General features: G+C 63.3%; 4 protein-coding genes (1 of these 4 cut by a window edge). 1 reads left to right on the top strand and 3 read right to left on the bottom strand.

The features are described from left to right. The first annotated feature begins 84 nt into the window (after positions 1-84). Positions 85-4248: a non-ribosomal peptide synthetase gene (locus tag PMI24_RS18025; protein WP_045121809.1), complete on the top strand. Its 4164-nt coding sequence runs from the start codon at positions 85-87 to the stop codon at positions 4246-4248. A 177-nt stretch (positions 4249-4425) separates the two neighbouring features. Here the strand turns inward: PMI24_RS18025 and PMI24_RS18020 are convergent, their stop codons facing one another. From PMI24_RS18020 to PMI24_RS18010, 3 genes are all read right to left on the bottom strand, one after another. Further along, positions 4426-6915, bottom strand: a complete 2490-nt coding sequence (locus tag PMI24_RS18020) for a TonB-dependent siderophore receptor (protein WP_007956360.1) — start codon at positions 6913-6915, stop codon at positions 4426-4428. Positions 6916-7250: 335 nt separating this feature from the next. Next, positions 7251-10481, bottom strand: coding sequence for a non-ribosomal peptide synthetase (locus PMI24_RS18015; protein ID WP_007956358.1), 3231 nt, complete (start codon positions 10479-10481; stop codon positions 7251-7253). Continuing rightward, positions 10478-14528, bottom strand: partial view of a non-ribosomal peptide synthase/polyketide synthase gene (locus PMI24_RS18010; protein ID WP_007956356.1) — the final stretch only. It continues 9497 nt past the right edge of the window; only the last 4051 of its 13548 coding nucleotides appear in the window; its start codon lies beyond the right edge, outside the window; its stop codon occupies positions 10478-10480. The genes PMI24_RS18015 and PMI24_RS18010 overlap by 4 nt, the downstream gene beginning before the upstream one ends.

The following is a 14528-nucleotide window of genomic DNA, read 5'->3' as shown; positions in this document are numbered from 1 at the left end:
CCTTCTACCTGAATGTTTATCGCCGTGGACCCGACTGTCGGCAATGCCGTCAGCGACCACGGCGCTGCCAACCACGAGAGACCGATGAACGACTTACTCGATGATGAAGTGCTGGCGCTGCTGATGGCTGATGCCGGCGTGCAACTTCAAGGCATCCCGGCCCGCCCCCACCCGGTCCCGGCGCCGCTCTCCTTCGCCCAGCAACGCTTGTGGTTCGTGCAACAGCTGACGCCTGACAGTGCCGCCTACAATCTGCCCCGCGCCGTGCGCCTGAACGGCGTTGTGCAAGCCCGGCATCTGCAAGCGGCGCTGAACAAAGTCATCGCACGCCACGACGTGCTGCGCAGCGCGATCGTCGAGATCGACGGCGTGGCGATGCAGGTCGTCGATGAGCACGCGACACTCGAATTGGTCGTCGAAGACCTGCGCCATCTGAGCGCCGAAACACGTGATCCCGAACTTGCCCGACGCATTGCCGTCGAGGCCGGTCTGCCCTTCGATCTGAAAACCGCGCCGCTGATGCGCGCGACGCTGCTGCAGACCGCTGACGATCAACACCTGCTGCTGATGAACATGCACCACATCGCCTCCGATGCCTGGTCCAATGCCATTCTCATGCAGGACCTGATGCAGGCCTATGAACAGGTCGTGGCGGGCGATCCGTCGCCACTGCGCCGACCGGCCATCCAGTACGCCGACTACGCCAACTGGCAACGCGGCGAATACCTCGAGAGCGCCGCGTGTGCCGCCAGTGCCGACTATTGGCGCAACTACCTGGGGCAGACCCTGCCGCCGCTGGAACTGCCGACCGACTTTCCTCGCCACGAACAGCAGACCCACCCGGCCGGCAAACACGACTTCAGCCTGCCGACGGCGCTGACACAGAATTTGCACCGCTTCTGCCAACAGTGGGGACTGACACCGTTTGTGGTGGCGCTCGGCGCCTGGCAATTGCTGTTGAGCCGCTACAGCAACCAGCAGGACTTCACGGTCGGCGTGCCGAATGCGAGCCGCAATCGCAGCGAAACCCAGGAACTGGTGGGCTTCTTTGTCAGCGCCCAGGTCTACCGCGTGCGCATCGTTCCACAGCTGCCGTGCCAGGATTTTCTCCAGCGCCTGCGCCGCGAAACCCTCGCCGCGCTGGATCATGCCGACTACCCGCTGGAGCTGAGCTTCGACGACCTGCAACTGCGGGCGAACGGGCAGATCAACCCGCTGTTTCAAACGCTGTTCAACTGGCGCACCGAGGCCTCCGGCGAGGGCCCGCTGATGTTGGGCGACCTGGCGCTGGACTTCCTTCCGGCGGACACGACCCAGGCCAAATTCGACCTGTCACTGGACATCGCCTATTCGCTGGAGCGCATCGACGCCAGCCTCGAATACAGCCGCGACCTGTACACCCCCGCGACCCTCGAACGCCTGGCCGGTCACTGGCAGAATCTGCTGCACGCCATCACCGAAGATCCGCGCCGCGCGCTGAGCGAACTGCCGCTGCTGAGCCGCGATGAACGCCACGTGCAGCTCGAACAATGGAACCCGCCCGCCTCGGCCTTGCCCGACGAAGGCGTGCACCAGTTGTTCGAGCGCCAGGCACTGGCCACACCGGACGCGGTAGCGCTGATCGTCAATGACCTGCACGTGAGTTATGCCCGGCTCAACTCGGCGGCCAACCGACTGGCGAACACCCTGATCGCCTGCGCCGTCGGCCCCGAAGTCCGCGTGGGCATCGCCGTCGAGCGCTCGGCGCACATGATCATCAGCCTGCTGGCGGTGCTCAAGGCCGGCGGGGTCTATGTCCCGCTCGACCCCGACTACCCGCAGGAACGCCTGACCTGGATGATCGAAGACAGCGGCCTGGATGTATTGCTGACGCAGGATACGCTGCTTGAGCGACTGCCATCGCCGCCGTCGGTCAAGGTGGTGTGCGTCGATGAGGTTGATCCTCTCGATGACCGACCTGTCGACAACCCGCCCTGCCGCACCTTCGCCAGCAATCTGGCGTACGTGATGTTCACCTCGGGCTCCACCGGTCGCCCGAAAGGCGTTGGCATCACTCACGGCGCGCTGACCCGTCACGCGCAAATCGGTCGGGAGTTCCACGGTCTGACGCCTGCCGACCGTTTGCTGCAATACGGCACGTTCAATTTCGATGCGTTTGTCGATCAGCTCTACCCGGCGCTGATCTGCGGCGCTTCGGTGGTGCTGCGCGGGCAGGACATCTGGGACAGCGAAACCTGGTATCAGCAGCTGCTGGAGAAAAAATTCACCGTCAGCGAACTGACCACGACGTACTGGAACTTGCTGGCCAAGGACTTCGCGGCCGCCGGCCCACGGGACTACGGATCGCTGCGTCAGGTGGTGGTCGGCGGCGAAGCCATGCCGCCGGAAGCGGTCGCGGCCTGGGGCCAGGCCGGTCTCGGTCACGTGCGTCTGCTCAATGTCTACGGCCCGACGGAGGCGACCGTCGACTCCACGCTGCTCGATTGCAGCGACTACGTCACCGGGTGCACGCCCCTGCCCAAAGCCATGCCGATCGGTCGACCGCTGGCCGGTCGTGCCGTGTACCTGCTCGACAGCGGCGGTCAGCCAGTGCCCGTCGGCACCGTGGGCGAACTGATGATTGCCGGCGACCTGCTCGCGCGGGGCTATTTCAATCGACCGGAGCTGACCGCCGAACGCTTCATCCCGGATCCGTTCAGCAACCGGGGCGGACGCCTCTATCGCACCGGCGATCTGGCCCGCTATGGCGTTGACGGCGTGATCGAATATGTCGGGCGCCTCGACCACCAGGTGAAAATTCGCGGCTTCCGCATCGAACTCGGCGAAATCGAGTCCTGCCTGCTGCAATGGCCCGCCGTGCGTGAAGCCGTGGTCATCGCCCACGAAGGCGCGACCGGCACGCAGTTGATCGGCTATGTCGTGCCGCATGCGAGCGAGCCACCCGAGGACGAACTGCGCGAAGCCCTCAAGGCAGAATTGAAGGTGCGCCTGCCCAACTACATGGTCCCTGCTCACCTGGTGGTGCTGAGTGCATTGCCACTGAGCCCCAACGGCAAACTGGATCGCAAAGCCCTGCCACTGCCTGATCTGCATCAGACGCAGCGGCCGTTTCGTGCGCCGCAAACGCCCCTTGAAACAGCGCTGGCCGAACTCTGGCAGGAGGCGCTGCATGTCGAGCGCGTGAGCCTGGACGACAATTTCTTCGAGCTGGGCGGCCATTCGATTCTGGCCATTCAGTTCATTTCCGCCTTGAACGCGCGCCTGGGGATCAAACTGGCCCTGCAACAAATGCTCGCGCACCCCACGGTCGAAGTGCTGGCCCGGTTCATCGGCATGGAACATCAACAGCAGGTGCAATGCGTGGTCGAACTGACTGGCGCCACGTCAACCGCCACACCGCTGTTCTGCTTGCACCCGAGCGGCGGCATCGTCTTCTGTTATCAGCCGCTGGCCAAGCGTCTGAGCAAGCACGCTCGCACCTTCGGCATCATGCACAAAGGCTTCGCCGACAAGGACGCCAGCACCCAGACCTGGCCCGAGATGATTGCCGAATACACCGAACAGATTGTCGAAAAACACCCCGACGGCCCCTATCGCCTGATGGGTTGGTCGCTGGGTGGCGCGATCGCCATGGACGTGGCTGCTGCACTGGAGCACCAGGGCAAACAGGTGACGTTCCTGGGGCTGGTCGACACCACGCTGCCGGAAAGCATCTTCCCTGCGGATCTGCCACGCAAACCGCTGGAGGAAGACAACCCCGAGTACCTCAGCGCAGACAACGAACTGTCCGTTGCCGTGGAAATGTTCAGCCTGATGTTTGCCCATCTGGAAGAGCCGGCGGCGCGTTACATCGCCGAGAACCCGACAACCAGCCTCAAGGCCTTTTATCAGTGGGCCAGCCAGCAGGCCGCCACCGACGAACAGGAAATGATCGCCACCCTGGAGGCCATCAAACAGGAAATCATGAACGCTCAGGCGTTCGACATCCACGAGCGGCTGGTCAAGAGTTTCGATGCGTTCTCGCTGCCAACCCTCAAGGTCAAGGCCAGCTGCTGGTGGTCGTTGCAGCACAAGACCCTGGAGCAAGTCCTGCACTCGGAGCAGGTGCTGCGCCAGTACAACCTCAGCGGACAGTTGCAAGGTTCCGTCCATTCGCCATTGCCGCACCGCAGCATGATCTATGGCGAAAGCCTGCTGGACTCGTTTGAATCCGTGCTCCTCGCCTGCGAGGGCGTGACGCGGGACTGACCCTTCGGCAACACTCAAAAAACGCAGACGCCTCGGCCTCTGCGTTTTTTCATGCCTGCTGTTTTGTTCGGGTGTGCCTTGTTTCAACAAGGTGCCGGCGAGAAACTCCGGGCATAAAAAAACCGGCCCACCCTCCTTGTTCAGGAGCGTGGGCCGGTTCGGCGCCCGGTCAGTGCATCAGAACTGCGGGGTGTACTTCACGGAGAACATCACGTTGCGTGGGTCACCGAAGTTGTTGTTACCACTGAGCTGGTTGTACGCCGCGTTTACGTAGTTCTTGTCGAACAGGTTATTCGCGTTGACCGCCAGACCGATCTCCGGCGTCAGCTGATAAGCGACACGGGCGTTCCACACGGTGTAACCCGCCACCTCGTAATTGCCTTCGTAGCCCAGGGTGTGGTTTTGAGCGGTGAAACCAAGCCCGGTGCTCAGACGGTTCAAATCACCGGTGAACTGGTAGTTACCCCACACGCGCAGCATGTGTTTCGGCGTCCAGGTGCTGAACGTGCGACCTTCCATGTCCGGGTCGTCGAGGTACTTGGTGGTGTTGTAGGTGTAACCGGCAAACAGTTGCAGGTTGTCGGTCACAGCACCACTGATCTCGGCGTCCAGACCCTGGCTGCGCACTTTGCCCGCCGCCGTGGAGCAGTACCAGCCGTCACATTCCATGCCGCCGGAAACATCATCGACCGCACGGTTTTTCTGGTCGTAGCGGAACAGCGCCAGGGAGGTGTTGACCCGGCCATCCATCAGCTCGCCCTTGAGGCCGATTTCGTAGTTGCTGCCGATGATCGGCTTGAGCATCGAGCCATTGGCATCGCGCACCGTCTGCGGCTGGAACACGTCGGTGTAGCTGGCATACACCGCCCACTCGCGGCTCAGGTCATAGACGATACCGGCGTAAGGGGTGACTTCCCCGGTTTCGTTCGATTTGCTCGGATCGGCGGTGACGTATTCATCGCTGAAGGCGGCACGGTTCTTGGATTTGTAGCTGAAGTCATACCAGCTGACACGCGAACCCAGCACCAGCGTCAGGTCATCGACCGGTTTGACGCGCCAGGTGCCGTACAGACCTTTCTGACGAATATCGTACTTGCTGTCGGTGGCACGGCCGCCGGCGGTGTTGAGCAGACTGTCGTAGCTGATGTCCGGACGATCGTTATTGACGTTGAAGATCGTGTCGGTGGCGTTGTTGTTGAAGGTACGGGCGAGCTGGTCATCCGTCTCCAGCTGGGAGTAGTTGCCGCCGATCATGACTTCCTGCTGCATCGACAAGGCTTCGAACTTGCCGGTGAGGTTCATGTCGAGACCGACCTTGGTGGAGTCGAAGTCGGTGATGAAGTCGGCGTACTGAATACCGCTGCCATCCGGCTTCAGACCGGCACCGGAGCTTTGCAGACGCTGGCTTTTCGACTCGTTGGTTTCGGTCATCTGCACGGCACCGACCTTGAACGCCCAGTCGTCGTTGAAACGGTGTTCGAGATCAGCGTAAAGGGTGGTGACGTTGATCTGCGAGTGGTTCCATTTGGCACCGCCGTAGGTCGAACGCGAAACGTCCGGCATTCTGCCGTCGGCGTAACGCGGCAGGCCACGGATCATCGGACGCGACTCGGCCTCGGTGCGGCTGGCCGCCAGGCCCAGGGTGGTGTCTTCACTCAGGTCGAAGTCCAGCGAGCCGTACAGCGAGTGGGTCTTGCTCCATTCGTAGTCGACGAAGGAATCGCTCTGGTCTTCATCGGCAACGAGACGGCCACGGATAGTGCCGGCCTGGTTCAGCGGGCCGCCCGCGTCCAATTGCAGACCGTAGTGATCCCACGAGCCGGCCTTGCCGGTGATGCTCACGGTCGGTGCCGCCTGACCGCGCTTGCGCACCAGGTTGATGGCACCGCCAGGGCTGCCGGTTCCTTGCAACAGGCCGGATGCACCGCGCAGGATTTCCAGACGGTCGAAGAAGATCAGGTCCTGGGTCGCCCAGTTGCCCAGCGAGTAGGTGTTACGTGGAATCGGCACGCCGTCGTACTGCCAGTCGTCGATCTGGAAACCGCGCGACGACACGATAATGCCCTTGCCGACGCCCTGCAGGCCGACGATGCCAGTGGTCTGGTTCAGCGCGTCCTTGAGGTCGACCAGGTCCTGATCGTCCATCTGCTTGCGGGTCATCACGGTGACCGACTGCGGAATTTCCTTGAGGGTGTGAGTGCCCTTGCCGATCGTGACGGCGTTGGAGGTGTACGAGTTGCTGCCTTCGGTGGTTGCCCCGACCTGTTGCGCACTGATGTTGGTCGCGCCCAGTTCCAGACCCTGTGTGGCCGTGCCGCGCACCAGCATCAGGGTGTTGCCCTCGATGCTGTAACGCACGCCGGTGCCGCGGAGCAATTCGGCGATGGCGGTCTGCGGACTCATCTTGCCGCTGACGGCGTGGCTCTTGAGTCCGGCCATGTCGTCAGCGTTGTAGATCACTTGCTGGTTGGTCTGCTGACCGAACGCCTGCAATGCCTGTGGCAGCGATTGGGCCGGGATGTTGATGCTGACGTCTTCAGCCATCACTTGAGCGCTGAGCGGCAATACGCAGACCAGCCCCAGACCGGTCAACACTCGGCGCGAACGCAGGCCGCGGGACATGACGAGTGCCTTGAACAGAGGTTTCAACTCATGAATTGCTGACATCGTGCTCTCTATTATTGGTAGAAGTGGAAATCCATTGGGCCGAAGGGCCCGCCGCTGTCTGCACAAGTGAGCCGCGCACTCGATGGCCCTCGGGGCGATCTGTCAGTGCGCGGTCGACCGGCCCCTCCCCGGGCACGGTCATCTGGCTGGACAACGGCGAAATTTTTCGCTGAACAAATCCGGTGACCTGGCTGCCCTGCCCGACCCGATTTGCCCACATACCTTAGTAAGACGCAGCACCTCCAAAAAACCGGAATGAGTTTATTTATCATTAGCGCGAAAAGTTAAAAAAAAGGCCGACGCTGTTGGGCGACGGCCTTTTGTTTCATGCCATGTCAGCTGCCTTGCGCAGCCTTGGCGGCTTGCAGCTGCCGCGCCTGCTCGGCCAGGCGGGCCTTTTCCTCGGGGCTCATCGCGTCCATGCGCAGGCGTACCTGGGCCATTTTCTCCAACTGGCCCGGAGTGCTTTCCACCGCCCGCAACGCCATGGCCAGCGACGCCACGGTCGGATGATCGAAGACCAGCCCCGGATGAACTTCGCACTGCAGCAACTTGCGAATCCCGGCCACCAGCTTGATCACCAGCAACGAATGGCCACCGGCGGCAAAGAAGTCACGATCAACGCCCAGCCGCTCGAGCCCGAGCAACTGCGCCATGCGCGAGGCCAGCAATTGCTCGAGTGCATCGCGCGGCGCGACACCTTCGTCATCCGCCGCCCTGCCCGCCAGCTGCTGCAATGCCTTGCGGTCGATCTTGCCGTTGGCCAACCGTGGGAAACGGTCGATCAATTGCAGATGCTGCGGCACCATCACACCGGGCAGACGAGCGCTCAGTTCGGCGCGTGCAGCGTCCAGCAAGCCCGCCGACAGACCCTGATACGCGACGACGAAGGCCAGCAATCCCTGCTCGGCGGACGCGGCCGGCAGCACCAGCGCTTCGGCCACCGGCGCAAGGCGCAGCAGCTCGGCTTCGATCTCCGCCAGTTCAATGCGGAAGCCACGCACCTTGACCTGCTGATCGCGCCGACCGTGCAACTGAATGCCGCCGTCCACGCGATAGCGCGCCAGGTCGCCGCTGCGATACAGACGCTGCGCCGGATCAAACGGGCTCTGAATGAACGTCTGCTCATCAGCTTCGGCATTCAGGTAGCCACGGCACAACTGCGCACCGCCCAGGTACAACTCGCCCAGCACACCGACCGGCGCCAGACGCAATTGCGCGTCCAGCACGTAAACCTGGTTGTTGCCCAGCACCTGCGTCAGCGCCGAACAATCGCCGGCAGCGCCGTGCAGAGCCAGTGGATGAATCATGACCCCGACCGTCGCTTCGGTCGGACCGTAGTGGTTGAACACCCGGCAGTCGCTGCGCAACCGCGCAATGCGCTCGATCAGCGTCGTGGCAATCGGTTCACCGCCCAGCACCAGCGTGCGCGGCAGGCTTGCCCGCTCGCTGTCGAGCAGCGCGGCGAGGTGCGACGGCACGATCTTCAGGCAGTCGATCTGTTGCTGTTGCAGGTACTCGGCGAACAGCGCGCCGTCCTGCATCTGCTCATCGCTGGCAACGTGCAGCGTGGCCCCGTTGAACAACGCACCGAACAACGCGGTGTTGCCCAGATCCGCCGCCACCGTCGAACTGAAACCGACGTTGCGGCACTGTTCCAGACCCAGGGCCTGACTGGCCTGAGCCGTGTAGTTCAGCAGTTGCCGATGCTCGATCACCACGCCTTTCGGCACACCGGTGGAGCCGGAGGTAAACAGTACATACGCAATGTCGTGGCCCTGGGTGGCGAGCGCCGGCAACGCTGCACTCGACTGGCTGACATCAGCCAGGGTCAACGCCTTGTGCGGCTGCCCCTGCCAGGCCGGCAGATGCGCGGCGTCGGTCAGCAACAGTGCGGCGCCGGCCTGTTCCAGCATCAAGGCCTGACGTGCCTGCGGCCATTGCACATCCAGCGGCAGATAAGCCGCACCGATGCGCCAGCTCGCCAGCATGGCGATCACCAGATCCGCCGAGCGCGGCAGCGCCAGCGCAACGATCGAGCCTTCGCCCAGCCCCTGCGCCTTGAGACCTTGCGCGACGCTGTCCACGTGGACTTGCAACTGGCCGTAGCTCAATGACTGTCCGGCGTCGGTCAGGGCGATGACATCCGGGGTGCGCAGCATCAGATCGGCGATTCGCTGCGGCAGAAAACGGCTGTCGGCCAATGGCTGCGCTGACGGATTGATGGCCAGCAAACGCTGCTCTTCGGCATGACCGAGCAGGTTGAGCTGCGCCAGCGGGGTGTGCGGGGCGGCCAGGATCGAATCCAGCAGAACGCCGAACTGCTCCAGCACCACGCTCGCGGCTGCCGGCGAATAACGCGAGCTCGCGTACCGCAGTTCCACCGCCGCCGGTTGCTGTGCGTCGTCCAGTTGCACCTGCAACAAGCATTCAAAGGCATCCGGCTGCACCGGCAAGGCATCCGACACCGTCCAGCGCAAACCGCCGCTGTTGCCGCTGCGACCGGCCTGGCCGAGGGTAAAGCCGTAGGCCGGGCGCGCTGCATCCGGCGCCAGATCCGGGGTCCAGTATTCCTGCCAGGTGCGGTGTTCTTCGAGGCCTGCGGCCAGTTCCACCAGCCAGTCGCTGAAGGCTGCGCCGGCCGGCAACGACACCGACAGCGGCAAGGTTTTCTCGAAAACCCCTACGGCGCTGGCGAAGTATTCATAGTCGCTGCGGCTGTCATGGCGTACACCGACCAGTGCCTGCTCAAGCCCGCTCAAGCGGCCCAGCAACACCCACCACACACCTTGCAACAGCGTGGCGACGGGCTGGCCGAGCTGCTCGGCCAGGGCCTGCAAACCTGCGCGTTGCGCCGGTTGCAGCGTCAGTGACAGGCGCTTGTCGGCGCCGGTCGCTGCCTGACTTGCACTGCGGGCGGCCAGCCAAGGGGTGGCGATGTCGACCTGGGCACCTTGCAGCTGTTGCTGCCAATAAGCCCGCGCCGTGGTCGCGTCTTCGTCGAGCACCACTTCGCTGCGCCATTCCAGGTACTGACTGAACTCGCCCGGTGCCTCGTCTTCGGCAGTCTCAGCACCGGCGTAGGCTTGCTGCACCTGCTCCAGCAGCAGATGCAGCGATTGCGCATCGGCACTGTGGCGAGCGATACCGATCAGGCACTGCCATTGCTGCGGCGCCAGTCGATAAAGCATCGCCTGAACACCCGCCGATTCGCCGACCACAAAAGCGCGGCCCATCGACTCGTCGATCTGCGCCTGAACGTCCTCGGCACCCTGCTCGGTTGCCTGAATCGTCAGCGGAAAACGGGCGACCGGGATCGCGTTCTGACGCAGGCCGTGGAAACCGGCGACCTTGCTCAATTGCGCCAGCAACATCGGCTGTTGCGCCAGCAGCGTATCGAAAGCGGCCTGCAGGCGTTGCGGATCGAGGTCGCCCTCCAGGGTCACGCTCAACCAGCGCAAGGCCTCACCGCAGGTCGCCGTGTTCGACAGTTGCTCCAGCAGCGCCTGTTGCTCGGGCGTCAGGGCGAATCCGCTTTCCTGCGTGTCCATCATGACTTCGTTCATGCTCCGGTTTCCTCGGTGTTCACTGCGCCCGGGGCGGTTTGCCCGGTGGCCGGCGCACGTTCAAGACTGCTGTGGTCGTACATGTCGCCCATCGCCACGACAATCTTGCGCGGCCCCTCGAACGGATCACGGGCATGGGCCACGAGCATGTTGTCGAGCAGGATCGCGTCGCCTTTCTGCCAGTCGAAACGCACGGCGCACTCTTCGTACAGATCGCCGATGCGCTGCATCACTTCGTCTTCGATCGGGGTGCCGTCGCCGTAGTACACGTGACGCGGCATGCGCTCGGGCCCGAACATCGACAACAGGTCCTCACGCACATCCGGTTCCAGCCAGTAGATGTGGTGCAACTGCACCTGATTGAAGAACGACTTGGCGCCCGTGATCGGGTGACGAATGATCGCCGGCCCCGGTGTGCGGGTTTGCAGTTCGTTGTTGTCCAGCCAGCGCCACTCGATGCCGCCGGCCCGGCAACGGGCTTCGACTTCGGCGCGGTCCTCGGTCTTGAAGAAGTGCTGCCACGACACATCGAGGTTGTCGGTGAACGTGCGCACGTACAGCAGGCCCTTGGACTCGAACTTGTCACGCAGGTCGGCCGGCAGTTTTTCGTACATCAACCGGCAATCCACCACCGGCGTCGCACCGCCCACCGGTGCGGCCACCTCGCAATAGAACATCTGCTTGCGCGGCCAGCGGTCCTGGTGGGAGCTCTCGTTGTGGAACAGGATCATCTTGCGTTCCGGGTACGGCGTTGAGCGGTAGGTGTTCTTGCCGCCCTCCTTCTTCGGCAGGTCGCCGTACTGGCCGTACAGGCCCGGCTGAATCGCTTCGGCGAACGCCTCGAAACCCTGAATGCCATCGAGTTCAAAACCGCGGAACAGGATGCCGGCGTGGGTGGCGAGTTTTTCTTCGATCAGCGGCCGGTTGTTCTTGATCCATTCGATCAAGTCCAGTTGCGGCTCGTTCGGCTCCACCAGCAGCGGGAATGGCTGGGGTGCCGCGATCAGCGATTCGCGTACCGGGGCCGGGCGAACCTTGGCCACCGGGGCGGCGCCGCGCTTGAGGAACTTGCCCAGTTTGTCGGCCTTGGGTCCGGGCGCAGCGGGTTTGGCGGCCACTGCGAAATTGTCGACTGGCATGCTGATAGCTCCCAATTGAATGTCCTGATCAGCGACGATCTGTTCCAACAGGGCTATCCAGGCCTTCACCAGGTACTGAATGCGCTCGTGTCCGAACAAGGTTGTGGCGAATTGCCAATTACCCAGCAATTGCCCTTCTTCTTCGTCAACGAACAATGCCATGTCGAATTTAGAATGGGTCTGCAACGCCGCCAGCGGTTCAACGCTCAAGCCTCCCATCGATTGCGTGCGCCCCGGCAGGTTGTTCATCACGAACAACACCTGCACCAGCGGGTTCATGCCCTTGTGACGCGGCACGCCGCAGCTTTCGACGATCATGTCCAGCGGCAGGTCCTGATGCTCCAGCGCACCGAGCAGGTTGTCCTGCGTGCGGGCCAGGAAGTCCGAGAACGCGCTGTGCGCCTCGAAGCGCGAACGCAGCGGCAACACGTTGACGAAGAAGCCAATCAGACGCTCCAGTTCCGGCTGCTCACGCCCGGCGACGTCCGCGCCGACCAGCACATCGTCACCCCCGCTGAACTGATGCAACAGCACCTGGAACGACGCCAGCAGCGTGCTGTACAGCGTCACCCCGGCGTCGGTGGCCACCTTGCGCAAGCCCTGGCTCAGATCCGCCGGCAGACGGAACTGCACGGCATCGCCGTCGTACGACGCCACCGCCCCGCGCGGCTTGTCCAGTGGCAGGTTCAGCTGCCCGCTGTAACCGTCGAGCCGGTCTTTCCAGTAAGCCGCCTGCTGACCGAGAACGCCTGCGCGCTCCAGTTCCTGTTGCCACAGGGCGAAGTCGGAGTACTGCACGTCCAGCGCCGGCAACGGCGTGTGGTCGCCCGCCTTGCTCAGTTCGTAGATCTGCACCAGCTCGTTGACCAGCACGCCCATCGACCAGCCGTCGGAGATGATGTGGTGCATCGAGAACAGCAGCACATGTTCGGTCGGCGAGAGGTGCAGGATGCGCCCGCGCCACAGCGGCGCCTGCTCCAGATCGATCGGCGTGTGCGCGTTGTCCAGCACCGCCTGCGCCACCTGCTCTTCCTGGGCACTGCGCGACAGACCGGACAGATCGAGCACCGGGAAATCGACGTCGACCTGCTCGGCGATCAAGGCGATCGGGTCACCTTCATCGTCCTGGGAGTAAGCGGTACGCAGCACCTCATGACGGCGCACCACTTCGGCGAAGCTGCTGATGAACCGCTCGGTCGACAGCTCGCCGCGCAGGCGCAAGGCCAGCGGCATGCCGTACGCCGAACTGCCGCCGGACAACTGCTCGGCGACCCACAAACGGCGCTGCACCAGCGACAACGGTGCCGTCGACTTGGCGCCAAAGGCCTTGAGCGGCAAGGCCTGGCTGCCAGCGTCGGCAGCCGTCGGCGCCTGGGCCTGACTCATCCACGCCGCCAGATCCTTGAGGCGCGGATGGTTGAACAGATCCCGCAGACCCAGCGAGCCGGTGCTCAACTGACGCAAACGCGACACCGCCTGCGTGGCCAGCAACGAATGCCCGCCCAGCTCGAAGAAGTGGTCTTCGCGGCTCACCTGATCGAGTTCCAGCACGTTCTGCCAGATCGCTGCGATCTGCTGTTCCAGCTCACCGACCGGCGCCACGAAGTCCCCGGCCGAAACCACACTCTCGACACTCGGCAAGGCCTTGCGATCGATCTTGCCGTTCGGCGTCAGCGGCAGGCTGGCGAGGAACAACAGGTGCGCCGGGATCATGTAGTCCGGCAGGTTCGCCTTGAGCTGCGTCTTCAACGCTTCGCGCAGCAAGGTTTGCGCGGCGGCATCGGCGCTCACCACGGCCGCGTCGTCCATCACCACGTACGCCACCAGTTGATGGCTGGAAGCGATCGGTTGCGCGACCACGAGTGCCTGGCTGACACGCTCGATCTGCAACAGACGGGCCTCGATTTCACCCAGCTCGATACGGAAACCGCGCACCTTCACCTGATGGTCGATACGCCCGACGTACTGCAAGGTGCCGTCGGCCTGATAACGGGTCAGGTCGCCGGTGCGGTACATGCGCTCGCCATGGCCGGCGAACGGGTTGGGCACGAACTTCTCGGCGGTCATGGCCGCCCGGCCCAGATAGCCTCGGCTGAGGCCGGCACCGGCCAGGTAAAGCTCGGCCGACACGCCCAGTGGCGCCGGTTGCAGATCGCCGCCCAGCACGTAACTGGCGGTGCGCGCCATCGCCCGGCCAATGTTGGCCGTGCCACCCGCCTCACGACGGGTCCAGGTGGAATAAACGGTGTCTTCCGACGGCCCGTACAGGTCGATGACGTCTTCGATGCTCGCCTGTTTGTAAAGCAGGTCCACCAGATTCTGCTTCAGCGCTTCGCCGCACAGGTTGATGAGCCGCACACCCGCCGGAATGTCGCCGGCGTCCTGCAAGGCATTGATCGCCGACGGCACGGTATTGATCAGGCGCACCTGATCGCGGGCCGGCAGTTGCGGCAGTTCAAGGGCGTTGCGGGCGATGATCAGCGAGCCGCCGTTGGCCAGGGTGACAAACAGCTCCCACACCGACAGGTCGAAACAGACCGAGGTCGAAGCCAGCACGCCTTGAATGTCATCGCGGCTGTAAGTGTTTTTCGACCAGTCGCTCAGCGCCATCACGTTGCTGTGGGTGATCGAAACGCCCTTCGGCTTGCCGGTGGAACCGGAGGTGTAGATCACGTAAGCGAGATTGTCCGCGCACACGTCCGTGACCGGCGCAATCGCGCTGTTGGTCGACAGGTCGAGTTGATCCAGAAGCAACACTTGCGTATCGCCACCGACCGTCAGAATCGCAGCCACCTCGGTTTCAGTCAGCAGCACCCGGGCGCGGCTGTCTTCGAGCATGTAAGCGACCCGATCCGCCGGGTAATCAGGGTCGAGCGGCACGTAAGTGCCACCGGCCTTGAGCACCGCC

The sequence above is a fragment of the Pseudomonas sp. GM25 genome, assembly GCF_000282255.1.
GTDB lineage: Bacteria > Pseudomonadota > Gammaproteobacteria > Pseudomonadales > Pseudomonadaceae > Aquipseudomonas > Aquipseudomonas aphyarum.
The sequence above is the reverse complement of the archived record's forward strand: the minus strand, read 5'-3'. Positions and strand labels throughout refer to the sequence as shown.